This window comes from Polycyclovorans algicola TG408 (assembly GCF_000711245.1).
Classification (GTDB): Bacteria; Pseudomonadota; Gammaproteobacteria; order Nevskiales; family Nevskiaceae; genus Polycyclovorans; species Polycyclovorans algicola.
Genome location: NZ_JOMH01000001.1, coordinates 2,775,425 through 2,792,345, shown reverse-complemented (window position 1 = coordinate 2,792,345; position 16,921 = coordinate 2,775,425). Strand labels below are relative to the sequence as shown.

Annotated in this window: 25 protein-coding genes and 1 tRNA gene; 20 read left to right on the top strand and 6 right to left on the bottom strand. The window is 62.2% G+C overall.

Features of this window, described 5'->3' with window-relative positions:
• Positions 1–11: 11 nt before the first annotated feature.
• Both U741_RS0113375 and U741_RS0113370 read right to left on the bottom strand, forming a co-directional pair.
• Positions 12–920, bottom strand: coding sequence for an AraC family transcriptional regulator (locus tag U741_RS0113375; RefSeq protein WP_029890959.1), 909 nt, complete (start codon positions 918–920; stop codon positions 12–14).
• 11 nt (positions 921–931) lie between these two features.
• Complete coding sequence (locus U741_RS0113370; protein WP_029888901.1) at positions 932–2,020, bottom strand: IS630 family transposase; 1,089 nt, start codon at positions 2,018–2,020, stop codon at positions 932–934.
• A 213-nt stretch (positions 2,021–2,233) separates the two neighbouring features.
• Here U741_RS0113370 and U741_RS0113365 point away from each other — a divergent pair, with 213 nt between their 5' ends.
• The 5 genes from U741_RS0113365 to U741_RS0113345 all read left to right on the top strand — a co-directional run bounded on the left by U741_RS0113365 (position 2,234) and on the right by U741_RS0113345 (position 5,049).
• Positions 2,234–2,851, top strand: coding sequence for an HvfX family Cu-binding RiPP maturation protein (locus U741_RS0113365; RefSeq protein ID WP_043110286.1), 618 nt, complete (start codon positions 2,234–2,236; stop codon positions 2,849–2,851).
• Between the two features lie 49 nt (positions 2,852–2,900).
• Positions 2,901–3,158, top strand: a complete 258-nt coding sequence (locus U741_RS0113360; protein ID WP_029890957.1) for an HvfA family oxazolone/thioamide-modified RiPP metallophore — start codon at positions 2,901–2,903, stop codon at positions 3,156–3,158.
• A gap of 5 nt (positions 3,159–3,163) precedes the next feature.
• Complete coding sequence (locus U741_RS0113355; protein ID WP_235200421.1) at positions 3,164–4,036, top strand: HvfB family MNIO-type RiPP peptide maturase; 873 nt, start codon at positions 3,164–3,166, stop codon at positions 4,034–4,036.
• On the top strand, positions 4,036–4,857 hold the full coding sequence (locus U741_RS0113350; protein WP_052378816.1) for an HvfC family RiPP maturation protein: 822 nt from the start codon (positions 4,036–4,038) through the stop codon (positions 4,855–4,857). Before U741_RS0113355 ends, U741_RS0113350 begins: the two co-directional genes overlap by 1 nt.
• Positions 4,858–4,972: 115 nt before the next feature.
• Positions 4,973–5,049 (top strand) — tRNA-Met (locus tag U741_RS0113345).
• Here the strand turns inward: U741_RS0113345 and U741_RS19025 are convergent.
• The 3 genes from U741_RS19025 to U741_RS20025 form a co-directional block, all read right to left on the bottom strand.
• Positions 5,041–5,646, bottom strand: a complete 606-nt coding sequence (locus tag U741_RS19025; protein ID WP_029890954.1) for a hypothetical protein — start codon at positions 5,644–5,646, stop codon at positions 5,041–5,043. The two genes, U741_RS0113345 and U741_RS19025, sit on opposite strands and share 9 nt — an antisense overlap.
• A 247-nt stretch (positions 5,647–5,893) precedes the next feature.
• Positions 5,894–6,388 carry a hypothetical protein gene (locus tag U741_RS0113335; protein ID WP_152551614.1) on the bottom strand — a complete coding sequence of 165 codons (495 nt, stop codon included), beginning with the start codon at positions 6,386–6,388 and terminating at the stop codon, positions 5,894–5,896.
• Complete coding sequence (locus tag U741_RS20025) at positions 6,385–6,615, bottom strand: helix-turn-helix domain-containing protein (RefSeq protein ID WP_084154870.1); 231 nt, start codon at positions 6,613–6,615, stop codon at positions 6,385–6,387. The genes U741_RS0113335 and U741_RS20025 overlap by 4 nt, the downstream gene beginning before the upstream one ends.
• A 55-nt stretch (positions 6,616–6,670) precedes the next feature.
• Between U741_RS20025 and U741_RS0113330 the strand changes: the two genes are divergently transcribed.
• The 15 genes from U741_RS0113330 to U741_RS17925 all read left to right on the top strand — a co-directional run bounded on the left by U741_RS0113330 (position 6,671) and on the right by U741_RS17925 (position 16,119).
• Entirely contained in the window at positions 6,671–7,168 is a 498-nt protein-coding gene (locus U741_RS0113330; protein ID WP_043110284.1) for a helix-turn-helix domain-containing protein, read from the top strand.
• 25 nt (positions 7,169–7,193) lie between these two features.
• Positions 7,194–7,472, top strand: coding sequence for a hypothetical protein (locus U741_RS0113325; protein WP_029890951.1), 279 nt, complete (start codon positions 7,194–7,196; stop codon positions 7,470–7,472).
• A 79-nt stretch (positions 7,473–7,551) separates the two neighbouring features.
• Positions 7,552–8,229, top strand: coding sequence for a hypothetical protein (locus tag U741_RS18600; RefSeq protein ID WP_152551613.1), 678 nt, complete (start codon positions 7,552–7,554; stop codon positions 8,227–8,229).
• A 92-nt stretch (positions 8,230–8,321) separates the two neighbouring features.
• The gene (locus U741_RS0113315; protein WP_043110283.1) at positions 8,322–8,849 is read left to right on the top strand and encodes a transglycosylase SLT domain-containing protein; all 528 of its coding nucleotides are present in this window, start codon (positions 8,322–8,324) and stop codon (positions 8,847–8,849) included.
• A complete protein-coding gene (locus tag U741_RS0113310) occupies positions 8,846–9,076 on the top strand; it encodes a hypothetical protein (RefSeq protein WP_029890948.1) in 231 nt (76 codons plus the stop codon). The genes U741_RS0113315 and U741_RS0113310 overlap by 4 nt, the downstream gene beginning before the upstream one ends.
• Positions 9,073–9,309, top strand: a complete 237-nt coding sequence (locus U741_RS0113305) for a DUF7940 domain-containing protein (RefSeq protein WP_029890947.1) — start codon at positions 9,073–9,075, stop codon at positions 9,307–9,309. The genes U741_RS0113310 and U741_RS0113305 overlap by 4 nt, the downstream gene beginning before the upstream one ends.
• On the top strand, positions 9,297–9,611 hold the full coding sequence (locus tag U741_RS0113300) for a hypothetical protein (RefSeq protein ID WP_029890946.1): 315 nt from the start codon (positions 9,297–9,299) through the stop codon (positions 9,609–9,611). Before U741_RS0113305 ends, U741_RS0113300 begins: the two co-directional genes overlap by 13 nt.
• Positions 9,595–9,996 (top strand): hypothetical protein, encoded by a 402-nt coding sequence (locus U741_RS0113295; protein WP_029890945.1) that lies wholly within the window; start codon positions 9,595–9,597, stop codon positions 9,994–9,996. Before U741_RS0113300 ends, U741_RS0113295 begins: the two co-directional genes overlap by 17 nt.
• A 20-nt stretch (positions 9,997–10,016) precedes the next feature.
• The gene (locus U741_RS0113290; protein WP_029890944.1) at positions 10,017–10,346 is read left to right on the top strand and encodes a DUF2730 family protein; all 330 of its coding nucleotides are present in this window, start codon (positions 10,017–10,019) and stop codon (positions 10,344–10,346) included.
• The gene (locus tag U741_RS0113285; RefSeq protein WP_029890943.1) at positions 10,343–10,642 is read left to right on the top strand and encodes a VpaChn25_0724 family phage protein; all 300 of its coding nucleotides are present in this window, start codon (positions 10,343–10,345) and stop codon (positions 10,640–10,642) included. Before U741_RS0113290 ends, U741_RS0113285 begins: the two co-directional genes overlap by 4 nt.
• Before the next feature lie 3 nt (positions 10,643–10,645).
• Positions 10,646–11,191 carry a DUF3486 family protein gene (locus U741_RS0113280; protein WP_029890942.1) on the top strand — a complete coding sequence of 182 codons (546 nt, stop codon included), beginning with the start codon at positions 10,646–10,648 and terminating at the stop codon, positions 11,189–11,191.
• Positions 11,188–12,780, top strand: a complete 1,593-nt coding sequence (locus tag U741_RS0113275) for a hypothetical protein (RefSeq protein ID WP_084154868.1) — start codon at positions 11,188–11,190, stop codon at positions 12,778–12,780. Before U741_RS0113280 ends, U741_RS0113275 begins: the two co-directional genes overlap by 4 nt.
• On the top strand, positions 12,780–14,276 hold the full coding sequence (locus tag U741_RS0113270) for a DUF935 domain-containing protein (protein ID WP_200872729.1): 1,497 nt from the start codon (positions 12,780–12,782) through the stop codon (positions 14,274–14,276). Before U741_RS0113275 ends, U741_RS0113270 begins: the two co-directional genes overlap by 1 nt.
• Positions 14,254–15,510 (top strand): PBECR3 domain-containing polyvalent protein, encoded by a 1,257-nt coding sequence (locus U741_RS0113265; RefSeq protein ID WP_052378814.1) that lies wholly within the window; start codon positions 14,254–14,256, stop codon positions 15,508–15,510. The genes U741_RS0113270 and U741_RS0113265 overlap by 23 nt, the downstream gene beginning before the upstream one ends.
• Before the next feature lie 87 nt (positions 15,511–15,597).
• Positions 15,598–16,119, top strand: coding sequence for a phage virion morphogenesis protein (locus tag U741_RS17925; RefSeq protein ID WP_084155105.1), 522 nt, complete (start codon positions 15,598–15,600; stop codon positions 16,117–16,119).
• A gap of 213 nt (positions 16,120–16,332) precedes the next feature.
• Here the strand turns inward: U741_RS17925 and U741_RS0113255 are convergent, their stop codons facing one another.
• On the bottom strand, positions 16,333–16,812 hold the full coding sequence (locus tag U741_RS0113255) for a DUF1499 domain-containing protein (protein ID WP_052378812.1): 480 nt from the start codon (positions 16,810–16,812) through the stop codon (positions 16,333–16,335).
• Positions 16,813–16,921 lie beyond the last annotated feature (109 nt).

Sequence of the window (16,921 nt, the reverse complement as noted above, 5' to 3'; positions counted from 1 at the left end):
GGGGCCTCCGGTCAGTCGGTCAATTTTTCGCGCAGCCAGCGGCGGATCGAGCCCGGTCCAACCCCGTGGATGCGCTTGAATGCCTTGCGGAATGCGGCTTCGGTTTCGTAGCCCATCCGCTCGGCAACCTGGGCGACCGACACCGACGGGTCCCGGAGCATCAGCTCTGCCTGGGTCATGCGCCAGCGGGTCAGGTAGTCGATAGGCGGGGCGCCAACACGCTCGGCAAAGTGCTGGGCAAATGCACTGCGCGACATGCCGGCCTCGCTGGCCAACGCTTCGAGGCTCCACGCCTTGCCCGGCTCACGGTGCATGGCGGCCAGCGCCTTGCGCAGACGGCCATCGGCCAAGCCTGCCAGCACGCCGCGCAGGTCGGGCGACTGGTTGATGAAGTAGCGCACCGTCATCACGAACAGCGTGTCGGCCAGCTTGTCGAGCACCGTTCGGGTGCCGACATCAGCGCAGCCGGCCTCGCTGAGCAGCAGTTGCGAGAGGCCTTTCAGCGCGCCGCCACCGGCGGCGCGATCAACCAAAATAACTTCGGGCAACGCCGCAAGGATGGGGTTGCGCTGGCCGGCGCGAAAGTCGAAGTAGCCGCAGACCATGGTGGTGAAAGGGCCGTCACCTTCGGAAATACGACGCGGCTCCTCACCGTTCAGTGTCGGGTCGGCGGTGAGCATGTGCCAGGCGTCGTGCGGCAACACGACCAGGTCGCCGGCATGCATCTGCATCGGCTGATCGCTTGGCCGCGTATGCAGCCAACAAGATCCCGAGCCGATCAGGTGAAACGCGGCGCGTCGAAAGCCGGCAGTGGTGTGTTGCCAATGGCCACAAAACCGCGGGTTGTCGTAAATGCCGGCGTGCAGTTGGTAGGCACTGAGCACCGTTGACAGCAGGTCATCCTGTAGCGCTTCAGACATGGTGAGATTCTCTAGTGTCCCGAGTCAGAAATCCGCAGACAAAACCGTTTGACGGAATCGAGGATTTGGTCTGCGGTCTTGGTCCAGACAAACGGTCTGGGATTTTGGTTGTAGGTTGAGAGGTAATCGCGGATGGCTTGCTCCAGTTCGCGGGTGCTGCGATGAGTGCCACGCCGAATCTGCTTGCGTGTGATCTCGGCAAACCAGCGTTCGACCTGATTGATCCACGATGCAGAGGTCGGGGTGAAATGCGGGTGGAATCGTGGATGTCGTGCAAACCAGCGCTTTACCGCAGGGGTTTTGTGGGTTCTGTAGTTGTCCATCACGACATGGACTTCGGCATCGTCGGGCACGCTTTGGTCAAGCGTTGCCAGGAACTTCAGGAATTCGGCGGCACGATGGCGTCGGTGCAATTGCCCGATCACCTTGCCGGTCGCCACATCCAGCGCGGCGAACAACGTGGTGGTGCCGTGGCGCATGTAGTCGTGCGTGCGCCGCTCCGGCAGGCCGGGCGTCATCGGCAGAATCGGCTGCGTGCGATCCAGCGCCTGAATCTGACTCTTCTCGTCGACGCAGAGCACGACGGCTTTCTCGGGTGGCGCCAGGTACAGCCCAACAATATCCCGCACCTTGTCAACAAACAGGGCGTCGGTGGAAAGCTTGAACGTCTCTTGACGATGCGGCTGCAAGCCAAACGCCCGCCAGATGCGCGACACCGACGACTGCGACAGCTTCATGTGGTCGGCCAAGGCGCGCGTGCTCCAGTGCGTTGCGTCCACCGGCTTGGACTGCAGCGTCTTGGCGATGACGGCTTCCACCAGGTCATCCCCGATGCGCCGGGGCGCCCCCGGTCGCGGATCGTCCAAAAGCCCATCCAGACGGCGCTCCACGAACCGCCGCCGCCACTTGCCAACCATCTGCTTCGAGACGTGCAACCGTGCCGCCGCCTCGATGTTCTGCGCCCCCTGCGCGCAGGCGAGCACGATACGTGCGCGCATCGCCAGCGCCTGGCTGGTCTTGTGCCGGCGCGTCCATTCGACCAGCCGATTGTTCTCTTCCGCCGTGAGCTTCAGTTCCGGCAATGGCCGTCCACGTCCCATGACAATCCCCTCGATATCTCGATGATACCGAGACAGACGGAGTCGTCATTGGTTCATATTATTTATGACTCACGACACTAGGAACAAGGCAGCAAAAGGGGGCAACAGTGGCGGCAACTGGACGATTAGACCCAACGCCAAGACGCTTGGCGGCAGTCCGATTGGGGCAGGCCGGTCACGATGCGCTCACGTTAAAGCCAATTGGTCGCCGTTATGTCACAACGCATTGCGCAATGGTTGCGGTTTCCCGAGCAGGCTGCAGCGCTCGATTTCATCGCCCCCCTGCTGTTACGGCTTTATCTTGCACCGATCATGTGGCTGGCCGGTGTCACCAAACTGAATTCGTTCGAGTCTACGGTGGAATGGTTCGGCAATCCGGATTGGGGCCTGGGATTGCCGTTTCCTTATGTGATGGCCGGGCTGGCCACCTGGACCGAAATTCTTGGCGGGCTCGCCCTGCTGCTGGGCTTTGCGGTGCGCTGGGTCAGCCTGCCCCTGATGGCCACCATGTTGGTTGCAGCCGTGACGGTGCACCTGAAACACGGTTGGCAGGCCATCGCCGACCCGGTGATGTGTTTGTTCAACTGCAACGATGCCGAGGCGGCCAGTGAGCGCCTCGCGCAGGCCAAAAGTATTCTGCGAGAACATGGAAATTACGAGTGGCTGACTGAACAAGGCAGTTTTGCGGTAGTCAATAACGGCATCGAGTTCGCCGCAACTTATTTTCTGATGCTGTTCGTGTTGTTTTTTATCGGCGCTGGAAGGTACTTCAGTCTCGATCATTGGATTGCCCGTGCCTTGGGTCGCGGGTCGGCTGTCGGTTCACGTTGAGCTGCGGCTGTCTATTACCCAAGTGTGGTCTCTTTTAGGAGTTTTTCTCATGTCAAAGAAAACCGTTTCCATCACTGTTGGTTCCGCCCTGCTGGCCTTGGGTGGTATGACCGCTTCGCCGGCATTGTTTGCCGCGTCTGAGCTGCCGCAGGGTTACATGGTTGCCGAAGCGCATGGCGACAAGAGCGGCGAAGCCAAGTGTGGTGAAGCCAAGTGCGGCGAGAAGTCGGGTGAAGCCAAGTGCGGCGAGAAGTCCGGCGAAGCCAAGTGCGGTGAAGGCAAGTGCGGCGAGAAGTCGGGGGGCTAATCCCTTTGGCAACGCCAACCGCCCCGGCACGGCTGGCCCGCGTGTCCGGGGCGGGTTTGGGTTTGCGCCGTGAATTGCTGGCGCCGCTGGCCGAGCTGCCTGCGGACCCGGCAGCCGGTATCGGCTTCATGGAAGTCGCCCCCGAAAACTGGCTACAGATTGGCGGCCGTCTGGGCCGCCAGTTTCGCGCTTACACCGAGCGCTTCCCGTTTGTTTGCCATGGCTTGTCCTTGTCGATTGGCAGCCCGGCACCGCTGGATGTGCCATTCATCAAACGTGTCAAAACCTTTCTGGATGCCCGCGGCATTCATGACTACAGCGAACACCTGACGTGGACCGGTGACGAGGGGCAACTCTATGACCTGTTGCCCATTCCGTTTACCGAAGATGCAGTGCACCACGTCGCCGCCCGCGTGCGTCAGGCGCAAGACCTTCTCGGCCGTCGTATCGCGCTTGAAAATGCCAGCTATTACGCGCCACTCGCCACCGAGCTGGACGAGGCGCAGTTCATCACCGCCGTACTCGAAGAAGCCGATTGCGACCTGCTGCTGGACGTCAACAACGTCTACGTCAACAGCGTCAATCACGGCTACGACCCGGTGGCCTTTCTGGACCGGTTGCCGCTGACGCGCGTGCGCTACCTGCACATGGCGGGGCATTACCAAGAAAGCCCCACGCTGCTGGTCGACACCCACGGTGCCAACGTCATCGACCCGGTCTGGGAGCTCCTTGACGCCACCTATGCTCGGCTCGGCCCAGTGCCGACGCTGCTGGAGCGGGATTTCAACCTGCCGCCGCTGCCGAAGCTGTTCGAAGAGCTGGCTGGCATTCGTGACCGGCAGGCACGTGTAACATTGACGGTCAGTGAGGCGGTTTGATGGGTCATTTCGAAACGGTGCAAAGGCAGTTCATCGCCCACCTGCGCGACCCGCAAGCCTGCCCCGATGCCGGCATGCCCGCCGAGCGCGCCAAGGTTTACGAATCGCTGATCTACAGCAACATCGAGTCACTTTTGAGTTCCGGATTTCCAGTGCTCAAAGGGCTTGACACCGAGGCCCGCTGGCACCAGCGCGTCCGTGCGTTTCTCAAGACCCATCGCTGTGCACCGGCCGAATTCCACCGCGCTGCTGGCTGTTTTGTTGACTTCGTCTTCGAGCAGCCCGACGCCTTGCCGGACGACTGGCCTTTTCTGGCGGAACTGGTCCACTACGAATGGGTGGAGATGGTGCTGGCGATTGCCGCCGACCAGGTCGACTGGGTACAGGTCGAACACGGCGCGGCCGATGACGACTGGGTGCTGTCACCGCTGGCTGCAGTGCTGGCCTACTGCGCCCCGGTGCACGCCATTTCACCCGGTCAGCCGGTGGAGATTGCCCAACAGCCGGCCACTTTTCTGGCCGTGCGCCGAAACCGCCGCGACGCCGTGCAGTTCATGCAACTCAATGCCCTGACCTGGCAATTGCTGGTGTGGATGCGCGACAACGAAGGCGCCGGCATCAATGAGGCCATCGACGCCTTCGCCGAGGCCTTGCCGCAGATCGCTGAAGCCCTGCGTCTGCAGGCCCCCGGACTCGTCGAACACCTGCGCGACAGCGACGTGTTGATCCCGCGACACGCGCTGCGAGCCGATGTGGACTGCTTTCCCGACTCACGTCCGGAAGCCCGGTTGCCGGCGCTGCGGCGTGGCTTGCTGGGCTGATCGGGTTTCGCTCAAAGACTCGGCCGCTTGGTACTCGGGCCGGAAGCGATTGCACCAGAGGGTCCTTCCGCCGAGCCCGGCCGCAGTTTATAATCGCCGGCTTGACGACGCACGTGGTGATGTAGCTCAGTCGGTTAGAGCGAGGGATTCATAACCCCTAGGTCGGCGGTTCGATTCCGCCCATCACCACCATTTTTGCGTCATCGGGTAGAGCATCCGCCCTTGGTTCGTGGCACGCGCCATTTGGCGTGCGTGGTTCTGACTGGTTTCAAGCTCGTTCTGAAGGCGCGCGTTGGCACGTTGCAAGTTCGCCACGGTGTCGTCGTGTTTCAGCTGCCATTCGCGCTGCTGTGCCAGAAGGTCGCGCTGCGACATTTCGACGGCGGAGTCGAGCGTGATGCCCTTCACCGATTCACCCTTTGCCAGCTCGGTCCATTCTTCGGGCTGGAAGCTGAGCGCCCTGAATTTCGTGGGCTCCAGCGCGCCAAGCGCCTGGACAACCTCGATATCTTCGAACTGGTTGAAGAGCTGGAACTGCGCGATGGCGTAGTAGCAGGTGCTCTTGCCGATGTTCAGTTCGGCGCAGGCGGCGCGGAGGGCTTCGCCGCCCTCAGACGCTTGGATATCGGCCAGCCAGTAGCCCTGCATGACACCCGCCACCACTCCGGCATCGCGGCACTTTTTAAGCTCGTTGCGCCGGTGTTCAGGGGCGGCGACATCAAGCTTGGGCATCAGCTCGCTGCGTTCGATGTAGGCCCGCAGCGTTTGACTGAGCTGCGGCTTTTCCACACGTGTGGAAACTGCTTTTCCACTTGTGTGGACAGCCTCAGCATCTTCCACACGTGTGGAAAGAGCGTTTCCACTTGTGTGGACTGGCGTTGTTTTGGCGGCCTTTGTCATTGCGCAGCCCCTTGCGCACGTCCACTCACTGGCATGTCGTCGACCTTTGATCGTTGGGAATAGAAAGCCCCGGCGCGTGGGGCGCCGGGGAAGGTGCGAGCCGCCCACATGGGCGGTCGGAGGAGATCGCGGAGGCTCATGAGCGCTCCAGGTGGCGCGTGAGCGCCTGTTGTTCCCGCGCCAGGCGGGCGGCCTCAAGGCGCAGATGCCCCAAGCGCAGCGTGTCGGCCTCGCGGGCGTCCACCAGGTCCAGGCACAGCGGCTGGGCCAGGGCGCGTAGCGGTAGGTCGCACTCGGTGGCGGCGCAAAACGCAGGCAGGTAGCGGGCGGGAAACTCTTTGTATTCCTGGCTCACGGCCGTCCAGCTATTGAGCTGGCGCAGGGTGATTTTCTTGGCGCCGGGCAGCAGCGCATTCATGCGGTCCACAACACGCTCACGCGTCATTCCGTGCTGACGCGCCATACGCAGTGAGGTGTTCAGGGCGCCGAGCAGCTCGAGGTTGATGTCGAGATCGAGGTCGGGCGGAGGCGGGTCAACCAATTGCTGGAACAAATCAGCCTGATTGCTGGAAGAAGATGTGACCTTCTTCACCCGTGACGCCGTTCTGGCGTTGTGGGAACCTACAATCATGCTGCGGCTCGCAGTTCGGCCAACTCAAGTCGGGGATACCGTCCCGGCCAGAGTTTCGAAACGGGTACGCCGATGGTGCGGGAGATGTGGGCAGCCACCCGACGGCTGACACCTCTGCCGTAGATGACCTGATGCACCGTGCTGGGCGGCACTTTCAGTGCCTTTGCCACCTGCGCACAGGAGGTTCCGGCTTTTTCAAGTGAGGCTTTGATGTCAGCTGCGTGCATGTTGCAAATGTGTAATTTTTTGCATTTGCGACGATCCTATTAGGGGAGTGTCGCAATGTCAACACCACATTCATCTGCTTACGTAAACGACGTGGAATCGGTGCTCCAACGAGTGGCCGTGGTCAGCGGCGCCAAGAACGACAGCCAATTGGCGAAATGTCTTGGTGTCGGGCGGTCGTCAGTGCCCACGTGGCGCAAACGCGGCAACGTGCCGCACGAGGCGATCACCAAGTTCGCAGTTGCGAACAATCACGATCTGCAGTGGCTTCTGACCGGACGGCCATCAGAGGCGAGCGGCGCCCCGTCGGTCGCAGACCTGGCTGATTCGCTGTTGGCGCGCGCAGAGTCGCGAGGTTCGAAAAGACGCTACAGCGTCGAGTCGCTTGAGCAGCGTGCCGCTGCAGTTGCGAGCGCGCTGTCGGTAGGAAAGCTAGAGGATTCGCCCGCGATCGCTGCAGCCTTCCGGCGCCTGGCGCTGGATAACGACCTGGACGCGGATTCGCTCATGCTGCTGGCAGTCGCGATAAGGTCAGACCTGGAGCGCTTGAAATAGCGCCAGCCATCACGGGAGAAACAGAATGAACAGAACCCTTGCAAGCGCCGCCTTGGCACTCGCACCGACGGTCGCGCTGGCCAGTTACTGCCCGAAGTACGAATTCGCCGAGCTGCAGATCATGACGCTGGAAGAACTCAAGGCAGAGCGCGCAATGGTCTCGCGGCGCGTAGTCGACGCGTTTGTTGAAGACCTGGAGATCACCGAGGCTGACCGCGCTGGGTGTGAGGACCAGGGGCGGCGGTTGGATCGGGTGATCAAGGTGCGCGAGAGTGAGGCGGCGACTGTCAGTGGCGGGGAGTGAAAGCCCGAAAAGGTCCGGTTCTGGCGCTTACTGCATCGCGTTTGCCCTCAGCCTTGCTTGGCTCTGCATCTTCGGTTGGGTGACCCTTGAGAAAGGTGGAGTTCACGAGATTCTCGAGCTCGATCTCAATGAATTTGGCGACCTTGCTGCTGGCTTCGCGGCGCCGATGGCGTTGGTGTGGCTGATAGCGGGATACTTCCAGCAGCAGGTTGAGATCCGCCAAAACACTGCCGCACTTGATCAACAGGACGCGAGCCTGAGACTGCAGGTCGATGAGCTGAAATGTTCGGTTGAAGCACAGCTGCTACAGGCCGCAACTAGTCGAGAGCAGCTTACTGTGGCCTCAGCCTCTGCCGAGTTTCATCGCAAGGAAATGATGCGTTCAAAACAGCCTCTAATCAGCATGGCTACTGGTGGCAGTGGTGCGCATCGACAAGCCGGCCAAATCTACATTGATGTCCAAGTTCAAAATCACGGTCACGCGTTAACGCAGGGCAAGTTTACGATCCACCCTGAAGAGGGCAGTCAGATCACTTTCGGAAATGGTCAGGTTAGCGAAAGCATTGATCGAATTGGCGCCGAAGGAACTCATCGGTCCAGAATGGTTTGCCAACCAGGCTTCGTAGGTGAGTTCGCTATGAGCCTTCACTACACCGACGGGCTGGGTGATCGGCAATGCCTATTGGTCACTGCGACCAAAAAAGACCCTCAGAAGATTAAGTTCGAAGTCCACCCGTGGTCCCCATTGGCGGATTGACGCAGAGCACAGACCCACATAGCCTCTAAGTCGTCCAGCTAACTGCCGGGCGAACTGTTTCAGGGGCCTTTCATCGCTCCTCGGTACCGACCATGTCGGTCATGAGCACCGGCATTGAAACCATCCTCCGGCACTACGCCGCCCAACACGATCTGCCCGCCGACCTGGTGGTAGCAATGGCGCGGGTCGAATCCAGCCTCAACTCTTGGGCGCACCGCGCCGAGCCGGCCTATCGCTGGCTATGGGATGTGCGTCGCAACGTGGCGTATCGGCCCAGCCTGGTCCAGGCCAAGGCCAAGGAGCCGCCGGTGGGGTTCCCGGCGCCTGCCGGCATCAGTGCGTTGAGTGAATGGCAGGCACAGCAAGCTAGCTGGGGCTTGCTGCAGGTGATGGGCGCCACCGCCCGCGAGCTGGGCCTGACCGGCCCTATTCCGCAACTACTGGACCCGACTCTGGGCGCCGACTACGGCTGTCGCTACCTCGCAACACTGCGCCGCCGCTTTGTGGCAGATCACGGCTGGCGCGGCGTGGTGCAGGCGTATAACACTGGCCACCCGAATAGTGCCAACGACTACCCTAAAAAGGTGGCCGCCTTCGGCACCGGTGGGGTGCTGGCATGAGCCAGAGTCAAGGCAACCCGGTCGGATTGGTCGAACAGAACCGCGCCCTGGGTGAACGCAATTGCTGCCGAGTGCAGCGGGTCGCCCTGTTGCTGATGGAGTTGGATCAGCACGAGCACGTGATTGGCGGACTGGAGGCCGCCATGCGGGCGGTCACGATGCTGTACGGCGCGGGGGCTGCCGCAACTGCGCGCCAATACTTTTGCGAGTCGGGAGCGGGGCATTGAAGCGCTCTAAGCCATCTCTGGTCACTGACTGGCGCGACGCCTGGCGCTGGTTTTCTGTGCAGGCCATGACGCTGGCCGTGGCCCTGCAGGGCGCCTGGCTGGCGGTACCGGATGACCTGCGGTCGACCGTGCCGCCGGCAGTCGCGCACGGCATCACCATTGGCCTGCTGGTGTTTGGCATTGTCGGCCGTATGGTGGACCAGCCCAGAAAGGTGCCGCCATGCAAGCCGTGATGCAGCGTTTGTCGGGCGCGATGGCGACCTTGGGGGCCGTGCTGGTGGGGCTGTTCGGCGTGGCGATGTGGTTTGCGCACCGATCAGCGATGCGGCGTGCTGATGCGCAATCGATGTCCGCCCTGGCGAACCGCGATGTTCTTGAGGCGGCCGTGCATGCCGAGGCTGCTGACGCGGCGATGAAACGTGCCGACGCGGTGGTGCTGAAACTTGCCGAACGTGTTCAGACACTGAAGCGCGAAGGCCACCCGACCGCCGCCAAAGCACTGGAGAGGCTGAACCGCCATGCGCGTCCTGATTAGCGCCTTATCACTGGCGCTGGTTGCCTGCGCCACCACGCCCACCGCACCCGAACCGCGCGAACCGCGCCGGGTGGCATCCGTAATTGCGTTGCCCGCGCCGCCGGCCGCACATTTGTGCGAGGCCGACACGAGGGTCTGTTACACGCTGCCTGATGCCTGGGCACTGGCCGACACGCTGGATGCGGCTTTTGCCTTGCAGGATCAGGCGATTGCGTTGCATACGGCGGCCGTAGCGCTTGACGCCGAAACCGTTGACCTCCAACGCGCCAGAGAGACCGACGCCGAGACCATTGCCGCGCTGATGGACGCCCACCGCCGCAGCACCTGGGCGTGGCGCATCGGGACCGCAGCAGTCGGTGCACTGGTGCTAGGGGTGAGCTGGTGAACTTCGAACCAGGTTGGGTCATGTTGGCCTGGCAAGTCTTTGTGACGCTGGCCTCGTTGGCCGGGCTGGTGGCAGGCATGTGGGCCAGCCTCAACTTCACCAAGCGCGCCGCGCATGACTCGCTGGCGCAGAAGTTCAGCGAAAAGGAGACGCAGCAGGACGTGCGGCTCACGAAGATCGAAACGTCGTTGAACGACGTGCCCAAGCGTCGCGACCTGGACCTGATCTACACCCAAGTCACCAACGTGGGCAGCCGCGTCTCGAATCTTGAAGGCCAAACCCGGCAGAACAATAAGCTGCTGGGCGCAATTCACGACCACCTGCTGAATCAGAAAGGAGGTGGCAAGTGAGCTACCGCGACACGCTGGCCGAGCACATTCGCATCTGCCTGCTGCGTCTGTTGGAAGAGGCGTCCGACTACGAGCAAAACAACAGCATTCTGTCCGACGGCACGGCCCTGTTCGGCCTGCGGGCCACGCGCGATATGGTGAACACAGAGCTGGCCTGGCTGGCTGAGCAAGGGCTCATCACGCTCAACAAGATTACCGCCACCATCAGCATTGCCCGCCTCACCAACCGTGGCCTCGACGTGGCTACGGGGCGCGCTCATTGCCCCGGAGTGAAGCGACGCGGCCCGGAGGATTAAGCCGTGGCCCGATCCTCTATCGCCAAGCTGGACCCTGGTATCCGCGCCGAGCTGGACCGCCTGCTCAAGGATGACCGTTACACCATCGACCAGGTCACAGCGCACTTGCGCGACCTGGGTGCGCAGGTCTCACGCAGTGCTGTGGGCCGCTACCACCAGCGCTTTGAAGAGATCGGCAAGCGCATGCGCGAAAGCCGCGAGGTCGCCAAGGTGTGGGCCGACCGGCTGGGCAACGAACCGCAGGGCGATATCGGCAAGCTGGTGATGGAGCTGCTGCGCACGATGGCCTTCGACGCCACCCTGGAACTGCAGGATGCCCGCGACGAAGAGGGCAAGCCCACGCTCGATCCGAAGTCCATCAATACCCTGGCGCTCGCCATGCAGCGCCTGGAGGCAGCCGGCAAGTGGAACCTCGAACGCGAGAAGACCATGCGCGACGAGGCGTTGAAGCAGGCGGCAGACACCGCCGCGAAGATTGCCCGCAAGGGTGGCCTTTCGGTCTCGGCGGTTGACGAGATTCGCCGCCAGATTCTGGGCATGCCGGAGTGACGGCCATCCACTCACCGTTGCTGGCATCAGACGCGGCCCATCAGGTCGCGCCAGCCGTTCTGCTGGGCTATCAGCAGCGCTGGATCGATGACGAATCGGCACTGAAGATTGCCGAAAAGTCGCGCCGCATTGGCCTCACCTGGGCAGAGTCTGCCGACGACGTGCTGGAGGCCGCCCGTGAGGGAGGCAGCAACACGTTTTACATCGGCCCCACGCAAGACATGGCACTGGAGTTCATCGAAGCCTGCGCCATGTGGGCACGCGCCTATGACTACGCCGCCTCGCAGATCGAGGAGGGCTTGTTCGATGACGGCGACAAGCAGATCAAGTCGTTCAAGATCACCTTTCCCGCCACCGGCCGACGTGTGGTGGCGCTGTCGTCACGCCCCACTAACCTGCGCGGCAAGCAGGGCAACATCGTCATTGACGAAGCGGCATTCCATAACGACCTGGGCGAGCTGCTCAAGGCAGCGATGGCCATGTTGTTGTGGGGCAACAAGGTGCGCGTCATCTCGACGCACGACGGCGAAGCCAACGACTTCAATGAGCTGATCGAAGAGATCCGCGCGGGCAAGCGCAAGGGCAGCGTGCACCGCATCACTTTTCGCGAAGCCGTGGCAGAGGGGCTGTATCGCCGCGTGTGCATTCGTCGCGGCATTCCCTGGACGGCCGATGGCGAGGCCAAGTGGGTCGCCGATGCCTATGCCTTCTATGGCGACGATGCCGCAGAAGAACTGGACGTGGTGCCCAGCCAGGGCAGCGGTGCATATCTGCCGCGCTCGCTCATTGAGCGCTGCATGGATCCGGCGCTGCCGATCGTTACCTATCGGTGCACGCCTGAGTTCACCTACCGGGCCGACTGGGAGCGCGCGGCCGATACCGCGCAGTGGTGCGAGGCCAACGTATTGCCGCTGCTCAAGGCGCTGGACGCGAGGCTGTCGAAGTACTACGGCAGCGACTTCGCCCGTTCCGGCGATGCTTCGGTGATCGTGCCCGGCGTGGAGGATGCGCAGCTCAATGTGACCGCGCCCTTTATCGTTGAAATGCGCAACGTCCCGTTTGCGCAGCAGCGCCAGGTGCTCGGTTATGTGGTGAGAGGCTTCGGCCGCTTCATGGCCGGAGCGATGGACGCCACCGGCAACGGCGCCGAAATGGCCGAGTGGGCTGCACAGCAATTCGGCAGCACCAACGTGGCCGAGGTGAAGCTGAGTCTGGAATGGTACCGGCAGAACATGCCGCGCCTGAAGGCCGCATTTGAAGATGGCACTTTGCGCCTACCTCGCCACGCAAATGTGCTGGCCGATCTTCGCGCCATCAAAAAGACCAACGGCGTCGCTCGCGTGCCCGACGATGCCCGCGAAAAGGGTGCCGACGGCGAGATGCGCCACGGCGATATCGCCGTCGCGCTGGCCCTGCTGCTGTTCGCCATTGCCGAGATGGAGCCGGTGCCTCTGGAGTTTGAATCGCTGGGCGCCCGAAGCACCCAGGGTGCACTGACCGCGTTCGAGGGCATGAGCTATCGCGCACAAATGACCGACTCAGGCTGGGGTGGCGTGTCGGGCGGCAATGACTTTGGAGGTTTCGCCTGATGGACTACGAGATGGTCAACGGCGTGATGATGCCCGCCAAACCCAAGGTCGCAGAGGCCCGAGAAATTGCCACCACGGCCGACGGTCGGGACATCACGCGCGGCTTCATCGATTCGTTGCCGCTGCTGCCGCCATTGGACCCGGTGCTCGCTTCACGCGGCGGTAGCTACGAGGTCTACGAAGAGCTGCTGCGAGATGACCAGGTTGCGGCATGTTTCAGGCAGTTGCGCCTTGCTGTGGTGGGTGCTGAATGGGACGTGGATGCTGGCGGCAAGAAACGGGCTGACAAGAATGCGGCCGCTTCGCTGAAAGATCAGTTGGCCGCTCTCAACTTTGACGGCGCCTTCGACAAGATGCTCTACGGCGTGTTCTACGGCTATGGCGTCGGCGAATGCATGTGGGGCACCGATGGCGCCCAGACCACCTTGGGCGCCATCAAGGTGCGGAAGTCGCGTCGCTTCGGCTTTGGGCCGCAGGGCGAGCTAAAACTGCTGACCTCAAAAGACCCGCTGGGCGAGGTGATGCCGCCTCGCAAGTTCTGGCATTTCACGTATGGCGGCGACACCGACGACGAGCCCTACGGCACCGGCCTGGCGCAGGCGCTTTACTGGCCGGTGTTCTTCAAGCGAAACGGGCTCAAGTTCTGGCTGATATTCCTGGAAAAATTCGGCCAGCCCACCGCCATCGGCAAGTACCCCAACAACGCGTTGCCGGACGAGAAAAAGCGTCTGCTGGGCGCGCTGGGCGCCGTTCACTCCGATGGCGGCATCATCATTCCCGAGGGCATGATCATCGAGCTGTTGGAGGCGGCCCGCTCCGGTACCGCCGACTACAGCGCCTTGTGTGACCGCATGGACAACGCGATCGCCAAGGTGATCCTCGGTCAAACGGCCACCACCCAGGGCACACCCGGAAAGCTGGGCGGCGACGAGGCCCAGAGCAACGTGGCCGAGGACCTGATCAAGGCCACCAGTGACCTGCTTTGCCAGAGCTTCAATCGTGGGCCTGCACGCTGGCTCACCGAGTGGAACTACCCCGGCGCGGTTGCCCCCAAGGTGTGGCGTCAAACCGAGCCGCCGGAAGACAGCAATAAACGCGCCGAGCGCGATTCAAAGGTCTATCAAATGGGCTTTAAGCCCACTTTGGAATACGTTAAGAAGACCTACGGCGATGGCTGGGAGCCGAGGACATCAACGCCGGCGACGGATGTGCCAGGTGTTTTGTCCGAAACGCTGTTTGCTGAAAATTCGCGGCCGTCGACTGCCCCCGAGCTGCTGGCCGACCGAATGTCAGCCGAGGCGGCAGACGCGCACCGTGCCTGGCTGGAGCAAATTCGACAGATTGTCGACACGGCTCAGAGCCTTGAGGGTCTGCGTGATGCACTGTTGAACGCGGCCAGCGGCCTGTCGGATGACGAGATCGCCAAAGTGATGCAGGCGGGCTTTGCGGTGGCAGACCTGGTCGGCCGGTTCGATGCGCGAGACGGCGGTGGCTGACGCAGCTGGCCAACCCGTTACTCGTGGAGTCCTGCGCGAGCCCTTCAATCAGCAGGTGGCTTTTTTCCGCCAGAAGCTTGGCAACCTGATTCCCACCGAGCGCTGGGACCAGGTGTGGAAGGGGCAGCACGATCGCGGTTTTATGGTGGCAGGCGCGATGAAGGCGGATCTGCTGAGTGACTTTGCGGCTGCGGTGGATCGGTCCATCACAGAGGGCAAAAGCCTCGAGGCCTTTCGCAAGGACTTCGACGATATCGTCAAGCGGCACGGGTGGGATTACACCGGGGAGCGGAACTGGCGCACCCGCACGATCTACACCACCAATATGCGGACCAGCTACGCGGCCGGGCGGCTGGCACAGCTGCGCGAGGGTGGCTTCAGTCACTACATGTACCGGCACGGTGGCTCTTTGGAGCCCCGGCCCGAGCATCTTGCTTGGGACGGCATGGTGTTGCCCGCGAATCACCCCTTTTGGGAAACGCACTATCCGCCAAATGGGTGGGGGTGTTCCTGCCGCGTGGTGGGGCTGCGTAATCCTGAAGACGCACGCAGCCTTGGCGGCGACCCAGATCGCCAGTTACCGGAAGGGTGGGATGCCATCGATGCGGTCACCGGCGAGCCGGATGGCATCGGCAAGGGCTGGGGCTACGCGCCTGGCGACACGGTGAGCGAGGCTGTGCAGCAGATGGCCGCCAAGACGGTCCAGTGGGAATACACGCTCGCCAAGGCCTTCATGCAGAACGTGCCAGAGACGGTGCGCGATGCTCTGAGTCAGTCGTATCGGCAACTGCCGTCAGTGGCGGATGATCTGCGGCGCTATGCCCAGCGGGTGCTGACCGATGGCGCAGCCAACGTTCCGCAATATCGGACGCTGGGGCTACTCACGACGGCGCAGGCAGGGCAGATCAACACGCTAACCGGCTTGAATGTGTCGGGCTTCGATGTGGCGGTGGATGCCCATGCAGTGCGGCATATCCAGCGTCGACACGGCAACGATGTGACGGAGGCGGCCAGGGGCCAGCGAGCAATCACGGCCGCCGACTACGCTCGGCTACCGCAAGTGATCAACGAGCCAGAAGTTATTGAAGACGCCGGTCTTAGCAACAAGAGCAGGCGCCAGCTGGTGAGGCTGATCAAGCAACTGGGTGATGAGCGTTGGGTGGTGGTGGCCGAGGTTCGCGGCGGTCGGCTGATGCTAGCGCTGGAAACGCTCTACATCGTGAAAAGCCGTTGATCGCAACCCGACCCCTACGTCCTGGACGCTTCGAGGTATGAGCCCGACGGTGTGTGCTGCGTCAACGACCAGACAGGAGTGTACGACATGAAGTTCGATATTGAGCTGGACGATAGCGAAGCGCGGCGCGCACTGGCGGCACTGGCGGCGGGCGCCGGCAACCTTCGCCCGTTGCTGGGCGAGCTTGGCGAGTTGATGGTGGAGTCGACCAAGCAGCGGTTCCAATCTTCCACCGGCCCCGACGGGCTGAAGTGGAAGGAGAACTCGCAGGTCACGAAGGAGCGAGCGGCGGGTGCGTTCAGCAATCGACGCCCAGGTGCTCGCGCCAGTCGCGTCGCGAACAAGAAGCCGTTGATAGGCGAGAGTAAGGCGCTGTCGACCACGATCAACTATCGGGCTACTGATGACACGCTCGAATGGGGGAGCCCGATGGAGTACGCGGCGACCCAACAATTCGGAGCCAACAAGGGGGCGTTCGGCAAAACGCGGCGCAATTCACCAATCCCCTGGGGTGACATCCCGGCACGGCCATATTTAGGGGTGTCTGCCGAAGATGAGGTGACAGTGCGCGACCGGTTCAACCGGTACCTGAAGTCCACTTTGAGGTAACTGCGGTGCCGGGCGTTACCACCAATCGATGGATTCTTTACCGGTAATTTCCGGCTTAAACGACGTTTGAGCACGCAATAATGCGTGTCAAACCATCTGTCGCAGGCCGATCCGGCAGTTGGGGCCAAAATCCCCGTCGCTGCGAGCTATCCCGGCCAATCCCTCTTTATCCCGCTGTATCCCAGACCATCTGTCTCAATACAGTTCGGCGTCTCAACGCTCGGGCTGTTCCCAATCCGGCCGACTCTGTTCCTCATCCAGCCAGGCGCGCAGGGCCTCGACGCGATCACGGTTGACGCCGAAATCGCGATAGCCGAAGCGCGAGATCGAGCGGACATTGATCATCTGCCCGTCGCCGACCAGCAGCTCCAAGTCGTCATGGAAGCGCATCTTCGGCGAGACAAAGACCACATGCAGGTAGCCGGGTCCGAGATGTTCGATGCTGGCGCCGGGCAGGCTGCTCAGGTGTCGGGCCATCATCGACATCGTGGCGGTAACGTCGCCGCGCGCCCGCAACGGCGCGATGCCGTGGGTGCCGTCGGTGGCCATTGACGACACGCAACTGGGACGCGCCGGGCAGTCGGTGAATTCGCCGCTGTTGACGTAAAGATGGCCGGGCGTGCGCAGGGTGAAGAACACGGCCATGGCGACCAATACCAGGACCAGGCCGAGGATCCACTTGAGTTTGCGCATGAAGACTTCCGTTGACGGGCAGCGAGGCCGGCATGATAGGCAGCCTTTGCGTCGAGCACCAAGCGGGCCGACCGACCCGCGTTTGCAGGCGTGGTGACGGCCATAAAAA

Coding starts and splice junctions, on each gene's coding strand:
- U741_RS0113255 (WP_052378812.1), bottom strand. CDS start 16,812: ATGCGCAAACTCAAGTGGATCCTCGGCCTGGTCCTGGTATTGGTCGCC.
- U741_RS0113335 (WP_152551614.1), bottom strand. CDS start 6,388: ATGATTGTAGGTTCCCACAACGCCAGAACGGCGTCACGGGTGAAGAAG.
- U741_RS0113270 (WP_200872729.1), top strand. CDS start 12,780: ATGGACTACGAGATGGTCAACGGCGTGATGATGCCCGCCAAACCCAAG.
- U741_RS0113360 (WP_029890957.1), top strand. CDS start 2,901: ATGTCAAAGAAAACCGTTTCCATCACTGTTGGTTCCGCCCTGCTGGCC.
- U741_RS17925 (WP_084155105.1), top strand. CDS start 15,598: ATGAAGTTCGATATTGAGCTGGACGATAGCGAAGCGCGGCGCGCACTG.
- U741_RS0113330 (WP_043110284.1), top strand. CDS start 6,671: ATGTCAACACCACATTCATCTGCTTACGTAAACGACGTGGAATCGGTG.
- U741_RS0113375 (WP_029890959.1), bottom strand. CDS start 920: ATGTCTGAAGCGCTACAGGATGACCTGCTGTCAACGGTGCTCAGTGCC.
- U741_RS20025 (WP_084154870.1), bottom strand. CDS start 6,615: ATGCACGCAGCTGACATCAAAGCCTCACTTGAAAAAGCCGGAACCTCC.
- U741_RS0113325 (WP_029890951.1), top strand. CDS start 7,194: ATGAACAGAACCCTTGCAAGCGCCGCCTTGGCACTCGCACCGACGGTC.
- U741_RS0113290 (WP_029890944.1), top strand. CDS start 10,017: ATGTTGGCCTGGCAAGTCTTTGTGACGCTGGCCTCGTTGGCCGGGCTG.
- U741_RS0113350 (WP_052378816.1), top strand. CDS start 4,036: ATGGGTCATTTCGAAACGGTGCAAAGGCAGTTCATCGCCCACCTGCGC.
- U741_RS0113365 (WP_043110286.1), top strand. CDS start 2,234: ATGTCACAACGCATTGCGCAATGGTTGCGGTTTCCCGAGCAGGCTGCA.
- U741_RS0113265 (WP_052378814.1), top strand. CDS start 14,254: ATGCGCGAGACGGCGGTGGCTGACGCAGCTGGCCAACCCGTTACTCGT.
- U741_RS0113310 (WP_029890948.1), top strand. CDS start 8,846: ATGAGCCAGAGTCAAGGCAACCCGGTCGGATTGGTCGAACAGAACCGC.
- U741_RS0113300 (WP_029890946.1), top strand. CDS start 9,297: ATGCAAGCCGTGATGCAGCGTTTGTCGGGCGCGATGGCGACCTTGGGG.
- U741_RS0113370 (WP_029888901.1), bottom strand. CDS start 2,020: ATGGGACGTGGACGGCCATTGCCGGAACTGAAGCTCACGGCGGAAGAG.
- U741_RS0113315 (WP_043110283.1), top strand. CDS start 8,322: ATGTCGGTCATGAGCACCGGCATTGAAACCATCCTCCGGCACTACGCC.
- U741_RS0113295 (WP_029890945.1), top strand. CDS start 9,595: ATGCGCGTCCTGATTAGCGCCTTATCACTGGCGCTGGTTGCCTGCGCC.